Source organism: Acidovorax sp. AC410 (assembly GCF_979253235.1).
Window position 1 is genome coordinate 4,461,016 of record NZ_CEEDCG010000001.1, and the last position, 22,568, is coordinate 4,483,583.

Annotated in this window: 16 protein-coding genes; 6 read left to right on the top strand and 10 right to left on the bottom strand. The window is 67.1% G+C overall.

The features are described 5' to 3' along the window. Positions 1-166 precede the first annotated feature (166 nt). From AC0IZS_RS20730 to AC0IZS_RS20765, 8 genes are all read right to left on the bottom strand, one after another. Entirely contained in the window at positions 167-2,413 is a 2,247-nt protein-coding gene (locus AC0IZS_RS20730; RefSeq protein WP_471637340.1) for a hypothetical protein, read from the bottom strand. 161 nt (positions 2,414-2,574) lie between these two features. After that, complete coding sequence (locus AC0IZS_RS20735; protein ID WP_471637341.1) at positions 2,575-3,765, bottom strand: MFS transporter; 1,191 nt, start codon at positions 3,763-3,765, stop codon at positions 2,575-2,577. A 402-nt stretch (positions 3,766-4,167) separates the two neighbouring features. Next, positions 4,168-6,228 carry an elongation factor G gene (gene fusA / locus AC0IZS_RS20740; RefSeq protein WP_471637342.1) on the bottom strand — a complete coding sequence of 687 codons (2,061 nt, stop codon included), beginning with the start codon at positions 6,226-6,228 and terminating at the stop codon, positions 4,168-4,170. Positions 6,229-6,609: 381 nt separating this feature from the next. Further along, on the bottom strand, positions 6,610-7,020 hold the full coding sequence (locus AC0IZS_RS20745; RefSeq protein ID WP_471637343.1) for a hypothetical protein: 411 nt from the start codon (positions 7,018-7,020) through the stop codon (positions 6,610-6,612). Positions 7,021-7,372: 352 nt separating this feature from the next. Next, positions 7,373-8,014, bottom strand: a complete 642-nt coding sequence (locus tag AC0IZS_RS20750) for a VOC family protein (protein WP_471637344.1) — start codon at positions 8,012-8,014, stop codon at positions 7,373-7,375. A gap of 34 nt (positions 8,015-8,048) precedes the next feature. Next, positions 8,049-8,456, bottom strand: coding sequence for a hypothetical protein (locus AC0IZS_RS20755; RefSeq protein WP_471637345.1), 408 nt, complete (start codon positions 8,454-8,456; stop codon positions 8,049-8,051). Positions 8,457-8,492: 36 nt separating this feature from the next. Continuing rightward, complete coding sequence (locus AC0IZS_RS20760) at positions 8,493-9,323, bottom strand: hypothetical protein (protein WP_471637346.1); 831 nt, start codon at positions 9,321-9,323, stop codon at positions 8,493-8,495. A gap of 39 nt (positions 9,324-9,362) precedes the next feature. Continuing rightward, the gene (locus AC0IZS_RS20765) at positions 9,363-12,641 is read right to left on the bottom strand and encodes a diguanylate cyclase domain-containing protein (protein ID WP_471637347.1); all 3,279 of its coding nucleotides are present in this window, start codon (positions 12,639-12,641) and stop codon (positions 9,363-9,365) included. 269 nt (positions 12,642-12,910) lie between these two features. Between AC0IZS_RS20765 and AC0IZS_RS20770 the strand changes: the two genes are divergently transcribed. From AC0IZS_RS20770 to AC0IZS_RS20780, 3 genes are all read left to right on the top strand, one after another. Further along, positions 12,911-14,116: a calcium:cation antiporter gene (locus AC0IZS_RS20770; protein ID WP_471637348.1), complete on the top strand. Its 1,206-nt coding sequence runs from the start codon at positions 12,911-12,913 to the stop codon at positions 14,114-14,116. Positions 14,117-14,192: 76 nt separating this feature from the next. After that, on the top strand, positions 14,193-14,966 hold the full coding sequence (locus tag AC0IZS_RS20775; protein WP_471637349.1) for a nitroreductase: 774 nt from the start codon (positions 14,193-14,195) through the stop codon (positions 14,964-14,966). Between the two features lie 25 nt (positions 14,967-14,991). Further along, entirely contained in the window at positions 14,992-16,680 is a 1,689-nt protein-coding gene (locus AC0IZS_RS20780) for an acyl-CoA synthetase (RefSeq protein ID WP_471637350.1), read from the top strand. A gap of 4 nt (positions 16,681-16,684) precedes the next feature. Here the strand turns inward: AC0IZS_RS20780 and AC0IZS_RS20785 are convergent, their stop codons facing one another. Continuing rightward, positions 16,685-17,371 (bottom strand): Crp/Fnr family transcriptional regulator, encoded by a 687-nt coding sequence (locus tag AC0IZS_RS20785; RefSeq protein WP_235516000.1) that lies wholly within the window; start codon positions 17,369-17,371, stop codon positions 16,685-16,687. 164 nt (positions 17,372-17,535) lie between these two features. Then, positions 17,536-18,933, bottom strand: coding sequence for a chloride channel protein (locus AC0IZS_RS20790; protein WP_471637351.1), 1,398 nt, complete (start codon positions 18,931-18,933; stop codon positions 17,536-17,538). Positions 18,934-19,124: 191 nt separating this feature from the next. Here AC0IZS_RS20790 and AC0IZS_RS20795 point away from each other — a divergent pair, with 191 nt between their 5' ends. From AC0IZS_RS20795 to AC0IZS_RS20805, 3 genes are all read left to right on the top strand, one after another. Then, on the top strand, positions 19,125-20,120 hold the full coding sequence (locus tag AC0IZS_RS20795) for a molybdopterin-binding oxidoreductase (protein WP_471637352.1): 996 nt from the start codon (positions 19,125-19,127) through the stop codon (positions 20,118-20,120). Positions 20,121-20,450: 330 nt separating this feature from the next. Further along, positions 20,451-21,362 carry a 5-dehydro-4-deoxyglucarate dehydratase gene (gene kdgD, locus AC0IZS_RS20800; RefSeq protein WP_471637353.1) on the top strand — a complete coding sequence of 304 codons (912 nt, stop codon included), beginning with the start codon at positions 20,451-20,453 and terminating at the stop codon, positions 21,360-21,362. Between the two features lie 85 nt (positions 21,363-21,447). Next, complete coding sequence (locus tag AC0IZS_RS20805) at positions 21,448-22,419, top strand: Bug family tripartite tricarboxylate transporter substrate binding protein (RefSeq protein ID WP_471637354.1); 972 nt, start codon at positions 21,448-21,450, stop codon at positions 22,417-22,419. Positions 22,420-22,568: the final 149 nt, after the last annotated feature.

Genomic DNA, 22,568 nt, shown 5'->3' on the forward strand with positions numbered 1-22,568 from the left:
CGTGGCAGGCTTGCAAGGATTTCTCAGGCAATGCGCTCCACGTTGTACTCGTCGTTCGGACCCGTCATGGAGGTACTGCTGCCCGTGGTGGGCTGGGGCAGGTAGATCTAGGGCGTGGTGGTTGTGCTGCTTGGTAAGCGGGGGCGATAGCTGCAAGCTTCGGTTTTTACCGCCCAGCGGCGTCGTGTTCGGCGTTGGGGGGCGTGGCATCCAGGGGTGACCAAACAAGCTCCCGCTCAATGACTTCGATGAGTCGCGGAGCTGAAAAGCCGGCCTTGTACAGCGACCAGTTCGAGTAGTCCGGCTGTGCCTGTCTATTGTCTGCACGCGCCTCTCGCTTGCCGTTAAACAAGCCTTCAGGGTCGTTGAGCCACTGCCGGTCGTCTCTCAACGCAACGATCAGCTCTTCAAGGGATACCTTGAGGTATCCGTTGAAGCGAATGTGATCGAATTCGATAGAGGTATCGATGATCCAGCCGGTGACAGCGGCTGTGGCTGACGAATCGGAAAAGCCCAAGGCAGCGGAGAACTCGGTATCAAGGGCAAGGGCGCGTTCCACCGCGCGCACTTTTCGCTCGATCTGCAAGCCCGCTTTTCGCAGCGTCGATGTCCTGTGCATCCATGCTTCCCTGGTCGAGCGGCGCATGAATGTCGATTTGACCTCCAGGACAAGCACTTGGCCGTCTCTGGCGCACACCAAGTCGATTTCACCGGGGTCTTCATCATCCAGCTTGGCTGGCTGGTAGTTGGGCACTACACAAAAGCCTCGCTGCTCCAGTTGTTTGCCCAGCCGACCCTCAATGCGTTGCGTTTCCTCGCGGGCCTCCGCCCGCCGCGCTCCAATGCGTCTCAGATTGTTGATGGCAGCCGTCGCGTTGTTTTGCATGGCTACCATCCACGGTAGTTGAAACAGGTAGGAGCCGATCTTCAAAATAGGGCGCTCAAGCAAGTCCGGGATCTGCCCCGGTGTCCCGCTCTTTAAACGCTCTGCCATGGCGTTCCAGTCGCTCGTCCAGAAATCCAGAATGGCTTCCGCTGCCAGCGAACTTCCTTGAGGCTCCTGCTCTGTCACTGTCCATGCCTTGATGCGAGAGATCTTGGTCTGCCTGTCTGACCAGGTGACGGGGAAACGGTTCTGCGGGTCACCGTTGCGCAGCCCTCCAAAAGCCAGTTGGCCCAGCGCAAGCTTCGAATCGCCGGATGATGCCAGTGCCTTGGTAAACGGCTGCAAGAAATCAACGATGTAGAACACCGTCATAAGCTCCAGAGCAAGGATGGCGCGAAAGCCATCCACTTTTAGGCCGGTATCTGTCGTGATGGACTCTGCTACGCCGTAGACCTCCTGCAACTGCAGCCAGGTACCCACGGCTTTTGCGAATGCCTGGAGATTTGCGTCAAGATTGCTTGAGCCAACCCGGGCCAGTAGCTCCGGCGAAGCCGTCAGTGCGTCCATTCCTCGAAGCAGCCAGTACTGGTGCAGCCGATTGAGCTTCTCATTCTCCGTGGCGCGAACCGCGCCACGGGTTGGGTCGAGTTCCTCGATCTCCAGGCGATCACCGTGGCGCACGAACTGAATGCCGTCGTTGTAGCAAAAAGCATCGACGGATTGGCTGAGGAAGCTGTGGAGTTCGACCCTGTCTTCAACCGTGCGGATGAACGAGGCATACAGATCGATTCGGGGCGCCTCCTGCGAATGGCTAAGGAACGGGGTGAGATGCTCGCGCAGCGAATGGTCGATGGCGTTGTCGTCTAGCTGCAATTGGCCGGGGTCGCAGGTCTGCAGTTTCCAAACCAGGATGTCGTTGATGGCATCCCAACTGGTCTGTGTGTCGATGTCTGCGTGATCGTTGGCCAAGCCGAGGGCAGGGGGAACCAGGTATTCGAAGGCATACAGACTTGCGTAAGCAAGCAACTCTGCAGGCGCCAGTTGGGAAAGTGGGGCCTGGCTACGGCGCACTTCATTGAGTCTTAACTGATGTGCCTTCTCGAAGATTCGGAAGATCTCAACGAAGTCTGCGAAGGAGTCGGGATGGGTGAGTGCGAGGTCTTCAAACTCCCGCCAGCGACGGGAGGATTGTTTAAGCACAAGCCCGGAATACCTTGCTGCACGACGGAGCGAAGCAGGCGATTTGGACGCTACATAGGCCAGAAGTTCTTCCACTGGAGCCCTGCCGTCAAGAACAAGGTATCTAGCCAGGCAAAGGACCATCGGCTCCTGCTCCCAACAGGACAGAGGCAGTTTTCGGATAAAGCTGCAGGTCCAGAAGGCGGCGTGACGCTCGGCTGCAGTTGCTTTGGAGTTTCGCGTAGGCTTTCCATCCAACAGCGCATCGGCAACCGTTTGAGCTGCCTTCTCTACGCTTGATGTTTGGTGAAGCGCTTTGGCGAAGAGATTTTCAAAGTAGTCCTTCAAAACCCCACCCTCACTGGTTTCTGTTGATCTGCGTAGCGCGCTATGCGAAGAGGGCTGGTGCGGGCTGGTTCGATCCGTTTTCGATCAAAACCCTTGCAATCTCAGCTTCAAGTTTTCTTGGCGGTTTCCATGCGTTCCAGGTGTACCAGTATCAGGGGAGTTCAGCGTCGCTGGATCAGCGGCGACGCAGGCAGGAGCCGGAACGCCAGCGAAGCCAGCGCCAACCAGGCAGCGATGGCCAGGCACACCATCTGGTAGGGCTCGATGCCCCATCGCCCGGCCCAGGCGGCCACCACGCCGGTCACCGATTGCATCAGGGCCACGCCCAGGAACATGGACATGGTGTACAGCGACAGTGCGCGCCCGGTCATCTCGGGCGGATAGGAGGCGCGTGCGTCGCTGTATTGCAGCACGCCATAGCCGGACAACAGCCCCATGAGAAAGATGAGCGCCACGGTGGCGGCACCGTGGTGCAGGAAGGCAAGCACCGCGAAAAGGCTGGCCATCAGCAGCGAGGCGTTGCCGATCCAGGCGCGGCGCCGGTGGATGCCCGGGTCCATGCGCCCGAACGCTGCCGGGGTGAAGACCGCGATCAACGAAAGGACCAGCGCCACATTGCCGCTGTCCAGCAGCGAGAAGCCAAAACGCTCGGTCAGCAAGGGCCCCAGCCACAGGCCGCGCAGCGTGAGGAACGCGGCATAGCACGACATGCCCAGCACCACGATGCCCCAGGTGTGGGGAACGGTGAGCAGCTCGGCAAAGCGCGCCAGCGACTGGCCCCAGCTTTCCTGGGGGGTGGGCGGTGCATCAGGGACCGCGGGCTCATGCACCAGCACGAAGATCAGCATCCACGACAGCGCGCTGAGTACGGCGAGCAGGCCGAAGCCGGTGCGCCACCCCCAGTGCAGCACCACCCAGGCCAGCGGCGTGCCGGTGAATATCAGGCCCAGGCTGCCGACACCCATGCTCACGCCTGAGTAGAAGGCAAAGCGCTCGACCGAGAAATACCGTGCAATGAACAGGGTGCAGGCCACGAACGCCGGAGAGTAGCCGACACCGATCAGCACCTGTCCGGCCATCAGCCAGCCGTAGCTGGGCGCCAGCGCCGACAGGGCGGCGCCAGCGATACCCAGCGGCGCCGCTGCGAGCACCGTGCGGCGCAGGCCGTAGCGGTCCAGGCCAATGCCCATGAGCAGTTGCGCAACGCCGAACGACAGGCCGAACAGCCCGGCAAACGCACCCAGCGACGAGGCCCCCAGGCCGAAGTCCGCCTGCAGCCCCTGGGCCACGATGGAGGCGGTGGTGCGGTAGGCCTGGCTGAGTGCGAAGCCTGACAGCAGTGCCAGGAGCATCAGCCAGAGGGGTTGTGTACGTGGTGAGGGGTGGGACGTGGGAGAAGAAGGCTGCGGTGGCATGCAGGGGATTGTGCAGTGCGCGGGATTGGGGCGCAGGGAACTGGTTGGTGATCCCCGGGGCGGCTTCGCTGATTCATTCTGCGCTTCCGGCTCTGGCAAGTGGTACCACCATGAACCTCCTTGAATCCCATTCAGATCGGGTCATTCGGCAAATGAAAGTCGAAGGCCGCTTCGCGCGTGTGAAAGCAAAGCGATAGGGTTGCCTGAGCGGCCTGCCTGTCCAGCAAGATCGCGTCTGCCTCATCTTCGGATCGCTGCGAGAGAGACAGCAAAGAACAGCTGGGTCGCTCAGCAACAAGCTGCTGTGGGCACACAGGACATCGCGGTCGAATGGCGCTGCTAGTCGTCTTCGCGCACCCGGTACTGCCCCGTCAGCGTCTGCTGGACGGCCGGCGGCACGGCCTCGTAGTGCGACAACGCGATGGTGTAGCGGCCCTGGCCGCTGGTCATCGCATTGAGCCGCGACTGGTAGTTGGCCATCTCAGCCTCGGGCACCTGCCCGCCGATGGCCACCGTGCCGGCACCCAGGCTCGATGTGCCGGTGACCATGCCGCGCCGCAACGACAGATCACTCGTGACGTCGCCAACGGAAAGCTCGGGCACGGCGATCTCGATCTGGACGATAGGCTCGAGCACGGCCGGCCGGGCCTCGCGAATCGCCGCCATGAAGGCCTTGCGGCCGGCGGTCGCAAAGGCGATGTCCTTGCTGTCCACGTTGTGGTGCTTGCCGTCGTACACCACCACGCGCACGTCGACCACGGGGTAGCCGGCGATCGCGCCGCACGCCAGCACCTCGCGCACGCCTTTCTCGACGGCGGGGATGAACTGGCCCGGGATCGTGCCGCCCCTGACTTCATCGGCGAACTCGAAGCCCGCGCCGCGCGCGAGCGGCTCGATGCGCAGGAAGACTTCGGCGAACTGGCCGGCGCCGCCGCTCTGCTTCTTGTGGCGGTGGTGGCCCTCGGCCGGCGCAGTAACGGTCTCGCGGTAGGCGATGCGCGGTGGCCGCGTCTGGACCTCGAAGCGGTAAACCTCGCGCAGGCGTTCGAGTACGACGCGCAGGTGCAGCTCGCCCAGCCCGTAGAGCACCGTCTCGTTGGTCGCGGCCACGTGCTCGATGCGCAGGCATGGGTCTTCGGCCGCGAGCTTGCCCAAGATCTCCCAGGCGCGCTGCTCGTCGCCATGGCGCTTGGGCTCCACGGCCAGGCCGTATACCGGCACCGGGAAAGGCAGCGGTGCAAGATGCACATGGCTGTCTTGCGCCGCATCGTGCAACACGGCATCGAAATGGATCTCGTCGACCTTGGCCACCGCCACGATGTCGCCCGGCGCCGCGTGCGACACCTCGACATGGTCCTTGCCCTGGAGCATGAACAAATGCCCCACCTTGAAGGGCTTGCGGCCGTCGCCGATGTAGAGCTGGCTGTCGCGCGTGACCGTGCCCTGGTGCACGCGGAAGATGCCCATCTTGCCGAAAAAGGGGTCGATCGTGACCTTGAACACATGCGCCAGCACATGCAGCGTCGGGTCAGGCTTGGCCTCCATGGGCATGGCCTCTGCGCCCTCGCCAACGATGAAGCTCGGCGGGTTGGCTTCGGTCGGATCGGGCAAGAGCTTGACGATCACGTCCAGCAACTCGGCCACGCCGGCGCCGCTGCGCGACGAGACGAAGCACACCGGGATCAGGTGGCCTTCGCGCAGCGCCTGCTCGAGCGGCGCGTGCAACTCGGACGGGTCCACGTCGCCTTCCTCGAGGTAGCGGTCGACAAAGGCCGCATCGACCTCGACCACCTGCTCGACCAGCGCGCGGTGCGACGCCTCGACGGGGCCGAAGTCGGAGCGCCCGAAGCGGTTGAAGAAGCAGTCGATCACCTGTCGGTTGACCCCGTCGGGCAGGTTCAGCGGCAGGCACTCGCGGCCGAAGGTCGCCTGGATGTCGGCCAAGAGGCCCGCCAGCGAGACGCCCTGCGCGTCGATCTTGTTGACGATGATCATGCGGGTGAGGTGGCGCGAGGCGGCGTACGCCATCATGCGCACCGTCATCGGCTCGATGCCGGTGGCGGCATTGATGACCACCGCCACCGTCTCGACCGCCTCCAGCGCCGGCAGGCTCTGGCCGAGGAAGTCGGGGCCGCCGGGCGTGTCGATGAGGTGGATGCGCGTGCCGCCATGCGTGAGGTGCATCACCGATGCGTTGAGCGAGTGCTGCATGCGGCGCTCGAGCGGGTCGTGGTCGCTGGCGGTGCTGCCGCGCTCGATGCTGCCGCAAGCGCCGATGGCGCCCGCCTTGTACAGCAAGGCCTCGGCCAGCGAGGTCTTGCCGGCGGCTGCGGCGCCCACGAGCGCCAACGTTCGCACGGCTTTCATTTCGGCCGCGAGGCCGTTAGATCGGCTTGGCATGGTTGGACTCCTTTGCACGTCCGGAAGGCCGGCCCGGCGGCCCGCATGGGCTCGGGCGTTGCGTGTGGACGTCGAGGCAGCGTACGGGATTGACCGCGTTGATGCAAGCTGATTGCGCCGCCGATTTCCAGTACCTGACCGGCATGCATGCCGCGTTGACCTCCCCCTTGTTGCCAGCGTGCAGAGACATGGGCTCACGCTCAACCACCGGCGGTAATCGCTGCAGAGTCGACTTCAGGCTGGTTGCGGACGTACGCTCCACTTTCGCGAATGGGTACTACCGGCCAGAAGCAGCCGATCAGGACACACGCTTGGCTGACGGCTCCCGGTTGATTTCAGAAGTTCACCAAAGACAGCTTCGCCGCGGCTCAGTGCCAGCCACTAGATCGGCTCGAAGGCAACGAATTTTGTGCTCTCGATATTGTTCAAGATATTCTTGGCCCGGCCCAAATTCTCCGCTTCGGTTTGCATTTCACGAGTCCAGCTATTTCGCTTGTACAAGCGGTAGACCCTTGATGTTCGCGAATCCTTTGCATTGGGCATAGCGATCCCGAAGACGGTGTGCGCGTTTGGAAATTTGCTCAGGGCGACCACGATGTAGTCCATCAATTCATCGCCCACCTGCGCTTCTAGAGCGTCGTCGGTAACACTGCTTTCCACCACTGGATAGATTAGCCAGAGATAGAGCACGCCAAGCTGGCTTCTCGACTCGATCAACACGCTCCAGAATGTGCCGGGGTTCTCGTTTAGCACGTCAATGACGCCTAGGAGCGTGCGCGGCAGAAGGAGCATCGGCTGCAACGCCCGACAAACCGGTCTCGCCGGGTATCACCTCCGGCGCCCAGGGGGCCACCCTGGGCTTGTCGGTACTACCCAGCGATCCTCGGTTTTCGGACGTTTCGCTTCGATGTCTTCTGCCGCGCACGCTCCTAGCTTGTACTTCGATGCTATCTGCTCGACCACATCGTCTAGGACGTAGGACGGGGCAAGCTGCTTGCGCCGGTCAGCAAATGACGCGCAGGCTTGCAGGGCTGCCCAGAGGCCAGTCGCAACTCTCTTTGGGCCATGTTCAGGACCTCCAACTATTGAAACTGCAGGACGATTGCGGATCGGGATCGGGATCGGGATCGGGATCGGTCACCGGTCAGCACAGCGTCTTCATTCCGCCAGGCGTCTGTATGTCTGCCCGGTAGCGCAAGGCATCTCCCTTTTGCACCTGCGGCGCGTGCTGTATGCCGAGCGATTCGAACAGCGCTTCGACTCTGCCGGGGTCCGGGTGCTCGATGGTGAAGCGGACAAGCCGCGCTCCCAGGTCCGGCATCGACGCGATCGGCGGTGGTCGCTGACCCCTGTCGATCACAGAAGGCGCCAGGCCGGCGAGCGGCAACGCGCCACCAGGGGGGATCGCAAAGAAGTAGGGCGGCGCGGCCCCGGCCGACAGCTGGGTCTTGCGGCCCAGCAGGTGCCCGTGCTGCGCCAGCACCGCATCCATCTGCTGCGTGCGCGCCACCCAGCCGCGCAGGCGCAGGCCGGCATCCCAGGCCGTCTGCACGGCATGCCGGTCATCCAGTCCGAACCAGCGGGCATGCGCCGGGGGCGGTGAAACGGGATCGATGGCGATGACCTCCAGGTACACATCCTCCCCCAGCTTGAGCAGGTGGTTGTGGGTGCCCATGTCGGGGTGCTGGCGGCCAAATGGCATGTCGATGCCCAGGCATTTGCGCACGTGGGCCACACCTTCTTCGAGCGAGGGCGCGATGAGGGTCAGGTGGTCGAGGGTGAGCATGGGCTTTGTCGGCTGGTGTGGCCGATGGAGCGCGTCAGGCGTCCGCACGGGCCCGATCGAATGACAAGCCAAGATTGAACATTTTCCGGGCCTTGTCCACATAGCTGTGGCATTGCGCACGTGTGAGCGCATCGATGGCGCTGTTGAACGCCAGCTGCCGTTCGCGTGGAGACAGCCGAGGGTCCCCCGTGAGGTCGTCTACCGGATGGGCGAGCGTGACCGCCGCAAACGTGTGGATGGCGTCGTGCCGGCCAACACCTTGGTCTTGCAGCCGTTGCAGGGCGCGGGACATTGGGCTGCGCGCAGGCAGGAGCATGTTCTCGATGTTGACATGCATCAGCGCGTGCCACTTGAGGTGTGGCACTGCGATGCCGCGTTGCACGTGAAAATGCACCACGGCGCGTACGTTCTGCGCCGTCCAGTGCGCGCCACTGCAGCGCATGGGGCTGGCTGTCGGCGTCGTAGCTGGAGGGGCCGTTCACTGCAATCCTTGGATATTCGTCGCGTCCGTCAAGGCGCAGAACCACTCATCCCTCAACCCATGCGCCTGCCGCAGCTCGGCGTCTGACTGCGGATCGAACGGAACCGCACCCTCCTGCCGGAGCCTTGCACAGTGCTCGCTTGCATAGCGGTGCGCATAGTTTTCCTTTTCCGGGGATGGGCGACTGTCCCACCCGTCCGCGGAAAAGCGCCGGTAGTCCACATGGTGGCCCAGCTCGTGCAGCAGCGTGCGGTAAAGCACCGTGTTGCGCAGGGCGGCGGGCGTGGGCCGGATCTCTATCGTGCGCCGGGTCTTGCGGACCTGGTGGCCATCGGCCTGCAGTCGATCAAGTTCGCGCCGGTCTTCGGGCGTTAGTGAATTGCGCCAGAGGGTGGGTGCGAGGGGCTGCGCTTCGAGCACGATGGCGCTGCCGGCATGGGGTGCCAGTTCGAACTGGAACACCGCGCGCCCCCACACGGGTCGCAGAATGCGTTGCTTGCGCGTGGGCTGGCGCATCACGATGAAGTCAAGGATCGCGAGGTCTTCTGCGGGGACCTGGGAAAGGATCTCCAGCGCATCCTCCACCGAGCAGGGGTGGAACCAGCCGGCCCGGGTGGGCTCCACAAAGAACCGGAGGTAGTGGTCGTTGACCCGCTGCGTGAAGGTGGCGCACGCACCCAGGCGCTCGTAGAAGACGCTGCGCTCGTGCCACGACTCCGGGATCGTCAGGCGGTTGTCCTCCCCGTGGCCCTGGGCAGGCGTGCCGATGTTCCGGTTTCTTCGAATGGGGTTCCAGCCAGGGCGCATGGTTTCTGGATTGCGGGTCATCTCGGTGGGGCAGATGCCCATTATCGCAATGCGCGACCCTCACCCCACCTCCCGCAGGTCCACCAGATGCACCGCGCAGGCATTGCGCCCGCCGTGCTTGGCTGCGTAGAGGGCGCGGTCGGCGGCCAGCAGCAGGTCGGTGGGGCGCACGGGCTGGTCGCCGGGGGCGAGGTAGGCCACGCCCACGCTGGTGGTCATCTGCCGGGGCATGTGCTGCTGCAGCGGCAGGGGTTCGCGGATGGCGCGCAGCACCTTGTCGGCCACGGTCTGCGCCTCGTCGCACGACGACAGGTGGGGCAGCACCACGGCGAATTCGTCGCCGGCGATGCGCGCCGGGAAGTCCGTGCTGCGCACGGCCTCCTGCAGCCGCTCGGCCATGGCGATCAGGGCCGCGTCCCCGGCGGCGTGGCCCCAGGTGTCGTTGATGGCCTTGAAGTGGTCGATGTCCAGGAACATCAGCGCCATGCCGGTGCCCGAGACCTGGCTGGCCTGCAGGGCCGCGGCCAGGTGGATGTCGAACTGGCGCCGGTTGGCCAGGCCGGTCAGCGTGTCGGTCATGGCCAGCTCTTTCATGCGGCGCTCGGACTGGCGGATGGCGGTCACGTCGGTGGTCAGCGTGTAGATGCCCAGCACCTCGCCCACGGCCAGCATGTCGGGGATGTAGTCGGTCTGGAGGATGCGGCGGATGCCCAGGGCCTCGGATTCGACCTCGAACTGCACGCGCTGGCCCGACAGGGCCCGGCGCAGGGGCTCTGCGCGCTGGGCGTAGAGGGCCGGGCCGATCACCTCGGGCAAGGGCTTGCCCAGGGCATGCTCGATGGGAAGGCCGGTCCACTCCTCGAAGGTGTGGTTCAAGAACTGCAGCCGGTGGGCGCGGTCGATGTAGGTGATCATCACCGGCAGGTTGTCGGCAATGGCGCGCAGCCGCCGCTCGGTGCGCTCGTGGCGCAGCTGCAGCTCCTTCACGGCGGTGACGTCGAACGACATCAGGTAAAAACCCACCACCGCCGGCTGGGCATCGCCCTCGCCATGCCCAGCGCTGGTATCGAACTCGGGGATCAGGTGGCTCTGCAGGTGCCGGGGCGTGCCCTCGTGGTCCACGCAGCCCTCCAGCTGCGTGCGCCTGCCGGCCAGCGCCTCCAGCAGGTAGGGCAGGTGCAGCGCATACTGCACGTCGCCCAGCAGTTCCTGGGCATACAGGCCGACCTGCGGGTGGGCGATCAGCCCGCGCGATTGCAGCGCGTAGTCGTTGGCGAACAGGCAGCGCTGGCGGGCGTCGAAATGGCAGACCACGGCCGGCAGGTTGCACAGCACGTCGCGCAGGCGCTGCTCGCTGCGGGCCAGGCGCTGCTCGGCCTCGCGGCGCGCACGGATGTCGCGCAGGAAGGCGTTGGCAATCGGGCCGCTGGCGCCGGGCTGCACCGCCATCATCATCTCCACCGGCACCTCGCTGCCATCGCGGTGGCGGCCCACCAGTTCGGTGGGGCGGCCCGCAGCCTGGCTGCGGCCCAGGTCCACCAGCTGGGCATGGTCCGTCAATGGCGCATGCGGGGGGATGCGCGGCACCACCAGCGCCAGCATGTCCCGGCCGATGGCCTCGCCTGCGCTCCAGCCGAACATGCGCGCGGCCTCGGGGTTCCAGTCGGTCACGCGGCCGTCGGCACCGACGGCGATGAAGGCATCGCCCGCGGTGTTCAGGATGTCGGCGGTGCGCCGCTGCTCCTGCACCAGCGTGGCCAGCAGCGGCCGCACGCGACCGCGCAGCGCCCAGGTGCCGGCAGCCACCAGGGCCAGCACCGACAGCACGATCAGGTGCAACTGTCCGCGCAGGGGCGCGTACAGCGTGGTGACGTCGGTCTTGAGCACCAGGCCCAGGCCATAGCTGCCGATGGGGCCGTAGCCGGCCACCACCGGCACGCCGCGCAGGTCGCGGGCATAGTTCACGCCGCTCTGGCCCAGCAGTGCCAGGCTGATGGGCAGGTTGGGCTTGCCCGCAGCCGTCCACAGCGGCACGGTGAAGGGCGTGGGGTACAGCCGGCTCGGGGCGCAGGCGGCAACCTCGGCGCGGCGGCGGCAGATCACGGCGTCGGCCGATTCGGTGGAGCGGCGCATCTGGTCCATCAGGCGGTCGAACAGCCGAAGCTTTTGCTCCATCACCACGTGGCCCACCAGCGCGCCGCCCTGGCGCACCGGCACCAGCGTGCGCAGCAGGTAGCCGGCATTCCAGCGCAGCTCGGCCTGCTGCGGTCCGTCCAGGTCCAGTGGCTCGATGGAGCGTGCGCTGTCGCCCAGAAACAGGCCGGCCGTGCGCAGCAGGTGCCCGCGCGCATCGAGAAAGCGCACCCCGTCCACGCCGCCCACGAGGAATCCGGCCGCCAGCTGGTCCAGTTGCTCGCTGGCCGGGGCGTCGCGGGGCGCGGTGTTCAGGCGCTCCATGGCCAGGGCCAGCGCCGGGGCGTCGCCGACGGCGACCGACAGCGCCAGGCTGCTGCGCAGCGCATCGTCCAGCGCCAGCGCATAGGTGCGGGCCGACTGCTCCATGGCCTGCAGCACCGATTTCTCGAAGGTCTCGCGCATGGCGACAAAGCCGGCGATGCCCCCGCCCACTGCAACCAGCGTGAGCGCGGTGATGGCGCGGTAGGTGATGCGCCGCTCCAGCCACTGCGGGTCGCGTGTCCGGTCGACGGGAACCGTGTCGCGCAGCTGCCAGATGCCCGCAGCCAGCACCAACAGTGCCACCGCCGTGGTCAGGCGCACCTGGTTGTGCGAGGCCACGCGGTACAGCAGCTCCAGCCCCATCAGGTGGCCGGCCAGGCCCAGCGTGGCCACTGCGGCCAGCAGCGCCAGCGCCAGCAGGCCGGCGCGCCGCTGCCGGGCGCGGCGCAGGGGGGCCGCGCACCACAGGGCGGCTGCACCCGCGATGAAGGCCACGCCCCCATTGGGTGAGAGGCTGTGGGCCCCCGGGGCCCGCAAGCTGCTGCCGGTGATGAAGCCGGGCAGGTCGGCCGCCGCATCGTGCCCCGCCAGCGCGCGCCACAGGGCCAGCACGCTGTACAGGCCGGCCGCCAGCGCCAGCAGCGAGGCCGCCGCCTGGGCCGGCCGGTGGGTGTCGGGAAAAGCGCGCAGGCACAGTGCGGCACCCAGGAGCAGCAGGATCAGCGCGGCATGGATGCCGGGCTCCATCGCGTCGGCGAGGCCCTTGCCCAGCGCCAGGTGCGGGAAGGCCGAGCGCAGCACCAGAACGAAGGCAAAAGCGGTTCCCAGCGCCCCCAGTGCCAGGGAGGTGGTTGCATGCCGGTCGCGCACCATGTGGGCCATTGGATTGCCCTCGCGTCTTGGTTGCCCTCGTGTTCTTGTGACAACATGTTACGCCCGGGGTGGCGATTGCGCCATACCGGATAAACCCCCGAAGGTGTGTTTGGCGCGGGCTGCCAGCGGTGCATGCGCCAGGGCTTGCGGCCCGCATCCTGCGCTGCTCGGTGGTAGCATGGTGGGGCTTGCGCGCTCTGCGCCAGCCGGGCCGTGGACGACTTCGGCCGTGTACCGACACCCGGGGGACGGCCCTTGTTTTCCTACAGTGGGACGACATGCCCAAGCCGAACCTTCGCAAAACTCCTCACAGCGCTGCAGCGCATCCCGCTCACCCCGGCCGGTCGCGCCTGGTGGCGCCTGCCACCTGGGCCCTGCTGGCCGGCGCGTGGCTGGTGGCCGGGCTGTTCATCGCCTTTGGCAGCACCTGGCTGGCGGCCCCGCTGACCACGGGCGTCGCGGCCGGCGCCTTCGGGCTGCTGTTCGCCACCATCCTCGCGGCATCCTTCGGGGTGGTGCATGAGGCCGACCACCTCGCGCAGCAGCTCGGGGAGCCCTATGGCACGCTGGTGCTCACGCTGTCCATCGTCTCCATCGAGGTGATCCTGATCGCGTCGGTGCTGCTCGGCCCGGGCGATTCATCGGCCATCGGCCGCGACTCCATCTTCGCGGTGATGATGATCATCATGAACCTGGTGATCGGCATCTGCCTGGTGGCCGGGTCGGCCCGCCACGGCGACCAGGAGTACAACGCCCAGGGCGCCACGGCCTACCTGGGCATGATCGCGCTGCTCACCGGCACGGCGCTGGTGCTGCCCAACCACCTGGGCGGGGCGGGCGCGTTTTCCACACCCCAGGCTGTGGGCATGGCGGCCCTCACGGCCTGCCTGTACGCGGCGTTTCTGTGGCTGCAGATGCGCAGCCACCGGCGCTACTTCATTCAGCCAGCGGCCGGCAGCATGGCGGTGCCGCCATCGGCGCAACGGACCAGGGGCGGCCAGACCGCAGCGATGCCTGGCCCGGCAGGGCGGCGGGCCATGGCCGTGCGCTCGGCCGTTCTGCTGGCGCTGGTCCTGCCCATCGTGCTCCTGGCGCACTACCTGGCCATCGTGACGGACTACGGCATCGCCGCCGCCGGGGCGCCTGCCGCCGTGGGCGGGGTGCTCATCGCCATCATCGTCTTCACGCCCGAATCCATCACCGCCGTGCGCGCCGCCATGGGCAACGAGATGCAGCGCGCCATCAACCTCTGCCTGGGCGCCTTTGTCTCCACCGTGGGCCTCACGGTGCCGGCCGTGCTGCTCATCGGCGTGGCCACGGGCCAGCGCATGGCCATGGGCCTGTCGGGCACGGAGGTGGTGCTGCTGGTGCTGACGGTCGTACTCTCGATGCTCAGCTTCAATGGGCAGCGCACCTCGCCGATCCAGGGGCTGATGCACCTCACGCTGTTCGCCGTGTTCGGGCTGGTGCTTTTTCTTCCCTGAGACAGCAGGGGCCGGGATTTCCCGGAATGTCATCGCATCGACAGTCACGAACGGCGGCCATGCCTAGCATGCCGGCATGACCTGTTCACCCCTGCCCACGGCCGCACTCGACCCTTCCATCGCGCACCCTGATCGGTCGCCCCACGCGGCCCCCATCGCGGCCCAGCCGCTGCGCCAGGCGGTGGACTGGGCCATCGTCTCGCGGCGCAGCATCCGCGCCTTTTTGCCCACGCCGGTGGGGCAGGGCGAGGTGCATGCCATCCTCGACGTGGCGCGCCATGCGGCCTCGGGCATGAACACCCAGCCCTGGCGTGTGCACGTGCTCACGGGCGCCGCCAAGGCGCGGCTGAGCGCCGCCATCACCGCCGTGGACAACGATGACGAGGCCTCAGCAGCCCTCACCGAGCCCTACCACTACTACCCGCTCGACTGGGTCTCGCCCTACGTGGACCGGCGCCGCAAGGTGGGCTGGGACCTGTATGGCCTGCTCGGCATTGCCAAGGGCGACAAGGCGCGCATGCACGCGCAGCACGGCCGCAACTACCGCTTCTTCGATGCGCCCGTGGGGCTGATCTTCACGGTGAACCGGGTGATGCAGGCCGGCAGCCTGATGGACTACGGCATGTTTTTGCAGAGCGTGATGGTGGCGGCCCGCGCGCGCGCGCTCGATACCTGCCCGCAGGTGGCGTTCACGAAGTTCCACCGGGTCATCGCCGCCGAGCTGGGCATTCCCGATACCGAGATGGTGGTCTGCGGCATGAGCCTGGGCTACGCCGACCCGGCGGGCATCGAGAACACGCTGGTGACGGAGCGCGAGAGCGTCGACTCGTTCACCATCTACCACGCATGAGCGCAGCAAAAAAATGGAGACAAGCATGAGCCACACCCCCCACCGCAGCCCTTACCAGCACGGCCTGGAGCGCACCCCCGCCAACCACCTGCCGCTCACGCCGCTGGGCTTTCTGGACCGCAGCGCGCAGGTGCATCCCGAAGGTATTGCCGTGGTGCATGCCGGCACCACGCAGACCTGGGCCCAGACCCGCGAGCGCGCCTACCGCCTGGCCAGTGCCCTGGCACAACGCGGCGTGCAGCGCGGCGACACCGTGGCCATCCTCGCGCCCAACACGCCCGCGATGCTGGAGGCGCACCTGGGCATCCCCCTGTGCGGCGCGGTCATCAACGCCATCAACTGCCGGCTCGATGCCGAGGGCATCGCCTTCATCCTGCAACACGGCGAGGCGCGCGTGCTGCTGGTGGACAGCGAATTCGCGGCGCTGGCAGCCAAGGCCGTCGCGGGCCTGGCCCACCCGCCGCTGGTTGTGGCCATCCACGACGCAGGCATGCCCCGGCAGCCGGCCTTCGGCGCTTTCGACTACGAGGCCTTGCTGGCCGAGGGCGACCCAGCCTTCGAAGGCCTGTGGCCCGAGGACGAGTGGGACCCCATTGCGCTCAACTACACCTCGGGCACCACGGGCGACCCCAAGGGCGTGGTGCCCAGCCACCGGGGCGCCTACCTCATGAGCCTGCTGCAGCTGAGCGACTGGGCCATGCCGCGCAAGCCGGTGTACCTGTGGACGCTGCCCATGTTCCATGCCAATGGCTGGTGCTTCACCTGGGCCATCACGGCGGCGGCGGGCACGCATGTGTGCCTGCGCAAGGTCACGGCCAAGGCCATCTTCGACGCGATTGCCGAGCACGGCGTGGACCATTTCTGCGCCGCGCCCACGGTGCTGGCCATGCTGGCGAATGCGCCGGCGCACGAGCGCATCGCGCTACCGCGCCCGGTGCGCGTGCTCACGGCGGGCTCGCCGCCGCCCGCCGCCATCCTGCAGGCGATTGCCGCCATGGGCTTCGACGTGGACCATGTGTACGGCATCACCGAGGTCTCGGGCACGCCCGTGAGCTGTGTGCGCCAGCCCGGCTGGGCCACCTTGCCCGAGGCGGGGCGCGCTCAGCTGCAGGCGCGCCAGGGCGTGCGCGCCGCCGCGCTGGAGCACCTGCGCGTGCTCAACCCCGACACGCTGCAGCCCGTGCCGGCGGACGGAGTGACCGCCGGCGAGATCATGCTGCGCGGCAACACGGTGATGAAGGGCTACCTCAAGAACCCTGGCGCCACGGCCCAGGCCTTTGCGGGCGGCTGGTTCCACACCGGCGACATCGCGGTGCTGCACCCCGATGGCTATGTGCAGATCACCGACCGCTCCAAGGACGTGATCATCTCGGGCGGCGAGAACATCTCGTCGGTGGAGGTGGAAGACGTGCTGCACCGCCACCCCGCCGTGCTGCTGGCCGCCGTGGTGGCCCAGCCCGACGAGCGCTGGGGCGAGGTGCCCTGCGCCTTCGTAGAGCTCAAGCCCGATGCCGTGGGCAGCGTGAGCGCCGACGAATTGATCGACTTTTGCCGCAGCCACCTGGCGCGCTTCAAATGCCCGCGCCAGGTCGTCTTCGAGGCATTGCCCAAGACGGCCACCGGCAAGATCCAGAAGTTCCGCCTGCGCGAGATCGCGGGCAGCCGCGAGGCGATCACGCGGCTGGCGCAGGTGCAGACCGAGCCCGCAGGCTGAGGGTTCAGCCTTCCCGCGCGATGGCCTGCAGCACCTTCAGGTCGATCACCTCGATGGACCCATAACCCAGGCGGATCGCGCCCCGGTCCTGCAGCTCCTGCAGCGCCCGGTTGGCCACCTGGCGCGACACGCCCGACAGGCGCCCCAGTTCTTCCTGCGACAGCGTGATGCGCCGCGCGGTGTTGGGGAACAGCGCATCGTTGAACAGCCCCGACAGGCTGTAGGCCACCTGCGCCGTGGTGTCGCCCAGCCGGTCGGTCTGCACCTGCGCCACGTAGTGGGCCAGGCGCGCATTGAGCTGGCCGATCAGCCACAGCGCAAACGGATGGCTCTCGTGCAGCAGCCGCAAAAACTCGCTGCGCGGCAGCAGCGCCACCACGCTGTCGGTCAGCGCCGTCACGGCATAAGGCCGGGGTTCGTCCTTGAGCACCGAGCCCTCGCCGAACCAGGCGCCCGAGGGCACGCCCGCAAAGGTGCTGGTGCGGCCTTCGGCGGTGATGTTGTCCAGCTTGAGCATGCCCTCCATCACCCCCGCCCAGTGCGCCGTGGGCGTGCCGCGCGCAAACACCGCGCCGCCCGCAGGGTAGCTGCGCACCGTGATCGCCTTGCGCACGCGCGCGGCCTCCTCGGCAGTCAGACTGGACACCCAGGGCGACTGGGCAAGGAAGAGGTCGAGGGGGTCTGCGGTCATGGCGTCCATGGCATCGAAGGAGGGCGCCTGGATTGTGGCGGCGATCCTGCTCGGCTCCAATAGGGCAAAGCCTGTGGGCGACATCTACCATGGTCGCGGCCATGCGCGCATGCATGCTGTTGCGCAGCGTGGCGATTCTTCTCAGGGGCCGCTGCGGGCCGAGGTCACGGCGGCGGTGCGGGAGGTGCAACAGCGATGGGCGCAGGTGCAGGCAAGGGTGCGGGCGAAGGGGTCGGCGCAGGCGCCGGCGGTGGCGCCATGGACTGCAGCATGGCCAGCGCCAGGGTTTCGTACAGCGGCCGCGCCAGCATGCGCGAGACCAGGCTGGCGAGCATGGCGGCGGCCATGAGGCTGAGCACCATGGCGTGGCCGTCGACCATCTCCATGACGATGATGAAGGCCGTGAGCGGCGCCTGCGTGACGGCGGCCAGGAAGGCCGCCATGCCCATGGCGATGAGGGCCGGCGCGATGTCGGTGCCCAGCAGCAGCGACACGTTGTGCCCCACGCCCGCGCCAATGGACAGCGAGGGCGCGAAGATGCCGCCGGGCACGCCCAACCAGGCCGACAGCCAGGTGGCGACGAACTTGAGCGTGACGTAGAACGCGGGCATGTCCGCCTCGCCGGCCAGCATGTGCTTGACCGCTTCGGAGCCCGCGCCGAAGGTCGCGCCGCCGGTGGCCAGGCCGATCACCGCCACCACCAGTGCGCCGATGGCCGCGAAGCGGATGGGAAAGCGCGCGCGCAACCGGCAGGCGCGCTCCGATGTGCCGGTGAGCGACGCGGCCAGCAGCTTGGCGAACAGGCCGCCCAGCACGCCGCAGGCCAGCGCCACGCACAGGCCGGGCAGCAGGGCGTCCCAGCCCAGGTGGGGCACCTGGATGCGGCCGAAGTAGCTCAGGTTGCCGAACACCGACACGCCCATCAGCCCCGCCAGCACGATGGCGGCGATGATGACGCCGCTGCTGCGCGACTCCATCTTGCGCGACAGCTCCTCGATGGCGAAGACCACGCCGGCCAGCGGCGCATTGAAGGCCGCCGCGATGCCCGCCGCGCCGCCAGCCACCAGCAGGGCATGGGCGGTGATGCCCGAGCGGTGGTCGAACCAGCGGCGCGCATGGTGCATGACGCCGGCAGCCACCTGCACCGAGGGGCCTTCGCGCCCGATGGACAGCCCCGCGAGGAAGCCTGCGCTGGCCAGCACGATCTTGGCGAACGACAGCCACAGCGAGACGAAGCGCCCGCGCCGTCCTGTCTCCAGGCTGGAATCCAGCGCCGAGATCACCTGCGGTATGCCCGAGCCCGCCGCACCGGGCGCCCAGCGCCGTGTGGCCCAGACCACGGCCGCGGTGACGGCCGGCATCCACAGCAGCACGGCCCAGCCACCCTGCCAGCGGTAGATGTGCAGGAACAGCTCGAAGGCGGCATCGGCCAGCAGCGTGAAGGCCACCACGCACAAGCCGGCGGCGCAGGCGTAGGCGAGCACGATGGAGCGGTCCAGCCAGCGCCGGCCGTCCCTCAGCTCCTGGCGCAGGTTGTCGAAGAAATTGGGCTCATGGTTCATGCGGGGCGTGCAGTGCGTGTGGTGTGCGAAGCGGCAGGGCGGCCATGGCCGTGGCCGCATGCAAGAAGCCTACCAAGCGGACCGGTGCGTGTTTCGGAAACAAGTTATCAGGGCCTGCAGGCCCTGGCCATGCGTTTTGCGCCGCTGGCAGTGCCAGAATGGGCCCATCACCAAAATATGGACGGAGTCCCATGCACAGCCAGCGCAGTTTGCCGATCACCCTCCAGGCCGCGCTCTGCATAGCCGCCCTTGGGCTGGTGCAGGGATGTGCCACCCGGGCAGACGGCCGCGCCCGCGTGCAGGTGGTGTGCGCGGTGGACGCCACGGCCACCGAGTCGGTGGTGGATCTGCGCCAGCAGGGCGCGGTGCAGCAGAAGGTGGACTTCAAGGACGACACCGGCCCGCAGGCGCGCAGCTACACCGGCGCGGCGCTGTGGCCGCTGCTGCAGGCCTGCGCGCTGCAGTCGGATGCGGCCACGGACCTCCATGGGCAGCGCGCTGCGGCGCTGGGCCGCTATGTGCTGGCCAGCGGGGCAGAGGCCTACAGTGCCGTGTTCTCGGTGGGCGAGCTGCACCCGGACTTCGGCAACAAAGGCAGCATCGTGGCCTATGCAGAGGCGGGGGCCGGCGATGCCGATGCCCCTGGGGCAGCACCATCGCTGCGCATCACCGCCCCAGGCGATGTGCAGGGCAGCCGCTATGTGGCCGGCCTCACGCGGCTGGAGGTGCGTTCGTCCGGCTCGGTGGGCGCTGGCAGCGGTGCGGCGCAGTCGCAGGCCGTGCAGGTGCTGGGCGCGGTGAAGAACACCCTGCGCCTGGATGAAGCGGCCCTGCGCGCGCTGCCGGCGGTCACGCAGGTGGTGGGCGGCCGCAGCTACACCGGCGTGGACCTGTGGGCGCTGCTCAGCGCCGTGGCCGGCATCGAGGCCGACAGCGCAAGCGGTGCCAACGTGCAGGGCATGTACCTGGTGGCCACCGGGGCCGATGGCTACCAGGCACTGGTGTCGCTGGCCGAGATCAGCCCCGAGCTGGGCAACCAGCGCGTGCTGATCGCCTACCGGCTGGACGAGCAGCCGCTGGCGCGCGGCCTGGCGCGGCTGGTGGTGGCGGGCGATGGCAAGGCCGGCCGCTCGGTGTCGGCGCTTGAAGCCATCGAGGTGTTCGCGGCAGCGCCTGCGGCGCCGTAGGCAGGCAGGGCAGGGGGCACCCGCGCGGGCGGCGCTTTGCTGCGTCTGGCCTTTGGGCTCCTTGGCGGGCAGGCAGGCATCGCTTGGATGCCAATCCACAAAAAATGAGAAGTTATCGCATGACAAAGGGTTTTCCCTATGGTTTGCGAAAATGTTAACGTTAACATTCATCCATTGCAGCCCTTTGGCGTAATTTGAAGCGAGATTCTGCTCTCCCCAAGCCGGTCTGCAAGTTCGTTTGGACTTGCCTGAATCCCGTGAAACAGGGCGCTGCAAGCCACTTGTACGACCTGTTGAAACGCCCTGACACCCACCAGCCCCGCTACCACCATGAACCCGCAAGACCTCAAATCCATCATGGGCTCCGGCCTGCTCTCGTTCCCCGTCACGGACTTCGACGCTGCGGGCGACTTCAATCCCAAGGGCTATGCCGCGCGCCTCGAATGGCTGGCCCCCTATGGCGCCACCGCCCTGTTCGCCGCTGGCGGCACGGGTGAGTACTTCTCGCTGTCGGGCCCCGAGTACAGCGAGGTCGTCAAGACCGCCGTGGACACCTGCCGCGGCAAGGTGCCCATCATTGCCGGTGCCGGTGGCCCCACCCGCACCGCCATCGCCCATGCCCAGGAGGCCGAGCGCCTGGGTGCCCACGGCATCCTGCTCTTGCCCCACTACCTGACCGAAGCCGGCCAGGAGGGTTTGATCGAGCATGTGGCGGCGGTCTGCAACAGCGTGAAGTTCGGCGTCATCGTCTACAACCGCGACCGCACCAAGCTCACGGCCAACTCGCTGGCCATCCTGGCCGAGCGCTGCCCCAACCTGATCGGCTTCAAGGACGGCGTGGGCAACATCGAGACCATGTCCTCGATCTTCATGAAGATGGGTGACCGTTTCTCCTACCTGGGCGGCTTGCCCACGGCCGAGGTGTATGCGGCAGCGTACAAGGCGCTGGGCACTCCGGTGTACTCGTCGGCGGTGTTCAACTTCATCCCCAAGACGGCGATGGATTTCTACAAGGCCGTGGCGGCCGACGACATGGCCACGCAGCACCGGCTGCTCAAGGACTTCTTCATGCCTTACCTGGACATCCGCAACAAGGTGGAAGGCTATGGCGTGAGCATCATCAAGGCCGGCGCCAAGCTGGTGGGACACGACGCAGGGCCTGTGCGTGCGCCGCTGACGGACTTGAAGCCCGCCGAGATGGAGCAGCTGAAAGCGCTGATCGACAAGCTCGGCCCGCAGTAAGCGCAGCCTCCGCCCCACGCAAACCCCGAAGGCCCCGCAGAGGGCTGCCGCAACGACACCACCACCACCTCCGGAGACATCCACCATGTTCGTCAAAAAACTGCTGCTGCTTGCCAGCGCCTGCACCCTGGCTTTTGCCGCAACGGCACAGACCACGCCCTGGCCCGAAAAGCCCGTCACCATCGTCGTGCCCTTCCCGGCCGGTGGCTCCACCGACATGGTGGCCCGCGCCATGGCGCAGCACATGGGGGACAAGCTGGGCCAGAACTTCGTGGTGGACAACCGCCCCGGTGCCACGGGCACGCTGGGTGCCGGTGCGGTCAAGCGCGCCGCGCCCGACGGCTACACGCTGCTGGTGTCGTCCCTGGGCGCCTTCGTCGTGGCGCCGCACCTGCTCAAGAGCGTGCCGTATGACGCACTCAAGGATTTCGACTACATCACCGTGCCCGTGCAGGCGCCCAACGTGCTGGTGGCCGCGCCCAACCAGAAGGCGCGCACCGTCAAGGAGGTGATCGCCCAGCTCAAGGCCAACCCCGGCAAGGTGAGCTTTGCGAGCTCGGGCAACGGCTCGTCGGACCACCTCTCGGCCGAAGTGTTCTGGCAGCAAAGCGGAACCGAAGGGCTGCACATCCCCTACAAGGGCGGCGCCCCGGCCATCAACGACCTGCTGGGCGGGCAGGTGGAGTTCTCGTTCCAGAACGTGAACGCCGTGCTGCAGCACATCCGCGCCGGCAAGCTGCATGCCATTGCCGTCACGGGTGACAAGCGCAGCCCCGTGCTGCCCGACGTGCCCACCCTGGCCGAGGCCGGCGTGGCCGGTGCCGAGGTCTATTCGTGGCAGGGCATGGCCGCGCCCAAGGGCCTGCCCGCCGCCGTGAAGAAGAAGCTCTCGGACGCCGCCATCGCCGCCATGAACGACCCTGCGGTGAAGAAGCGCATGCTCGACCAGGGCCTGGAGATCGTGGCCAGCACGCCCGAAGCCTTCACCGCCTACCAGGCGCGCGAGTTCGCCCGCTGGAAGACCGTGATCGAAACCCGCAAGATCACTGCCGACTGAGCGCGACTCAAAAACCTCTTCTGGCGTTGTTGCTCCGTCTTGTCGTGCTACTCGCACTGCCTGCGACGTAGCGCCTGGCCAGAACCGCTTCGCTGAGGTTTGTGAGCCGCGTTGACACGAAAGACCGGGGTGCGCGCGCCCCCATATTC

What these genes read in the sequence shown, in the direction of transcription:
- AC0IZS_RS20735 (WP_471637341.1), bottom strand. Translation starts at nt 3,765, where the DNA reads ATGCTCCTGGCACTGCTGTCAGGCTTCGCACTCAGCCAGGCCTACCGC.
- fusA (WP_471637342.1), bottom strand. Translation starts at nt 6,228, where the DNA reads ATGCCAAGCCGATCTAACGGCCTCGCGGCCGAAATGAAAGCCGTGCGA.
- AC0IZS_RS20745 (WP_471637343.1), bottom strand. Translation starts at nt 7,020, where the DNA reads ATGCTCCTTCTGCCGCGCACGCTCCTAGGCGTCATTGACGTGCTAAAC.
- AC0IZS_RS20750 (WP_471637344.1), bottom strand. Translation starts at nt 8,014, where the DNA reads ATGCTCACCCTCGACCACCTGACCCTCATCGCGCCCTCGCTCGAAGAA.
- AC0IZS_RS20755 (WP_471637345.1), bottom strand. Translation starts at nt 8,456, where the DNA reads ATGCGCTGCAGTGGCGCGCACTGGACGGCGCAGAACGTACGCGCCGTG.
- AC0IZS_RS20760 (WP_471637346.1), bottom strand. Translation starts at nt 9,323, where the DNA reads ATGACCCGCAATCCAGAAACCATGCGCCCTGGCTGGAACCCCATTCGA.
- AC0IZS_RS20765 (WP_471637347.1), bottom strand. Translation starts at nt 12,641, where the DNA reads ATGGCCCACATGGTGCGCGACCGGCATGCAACCACCTCCCTGGCACTG.
- AC0IZS_RS20770 (WP_471637348.1), top strand. Translation starts at nt 12,911, where the DNA reads ATGCCCAAGCCGAACCTTCGCAAAACTCCTCACAGCGCTGCAGCGCAT.
- AC0IZS_RS20775 (WP_471637349.1), top strand. Translation starts at nt 14,193, where the DNA reads ATGACCTGTTCACCCCTGCCCACGGCCGCACTCGACCCTTCCATCGCG.
- AC0IZS_RS20780 (WP_471637350.1), top strand. Translation starts at nt 14,992, where the DNA reads ATGAGCCACACCCCCCACCGCAGCCCTTACCAGCACGGCCTGGAGCGC.
- AC0IZS_RS20785 (WP_235516000.1), bottom strand. Translation starts at nt 17,371, where the DNA reads ATGACCGCAGACCCCCTCGACCTCTTCCTTGCCCAGTCGCCCTGGGTG.
- AC0IZS_RS20790 (WP_471637351.1), bottom strand. Translation starts at nt 18,933, where the DNA reads ATGAACCATGAGCCCAATTTCTTCGACAACCTGCGCCAGGAGCTGAGG.
- AC0IZS_RS20795 (WP_471637352.1), top strand. Translation starts at nt 19,125, where the DNA reads ATGCACAGCCAGCGCAGTTTGCCGATCACCCTCCAGGCCGCGCTCTGC.
- kdgD (WP_471637353.1), top strand. Translation starts at nt 20,451, where the DNA reads ATGAACCCGCAAGACCTCAAATCCATCATGGGCTCCGGCCTGCTCTCG.
- AC0IZS_RS20805 (WP_471637354.1), top strand. Translation starts at nt 21,448, where the DNA reads ATGTTCGTCAAAAAACTGCTGCTGCTTGCCAGCGCCTGCACCCTGGCT.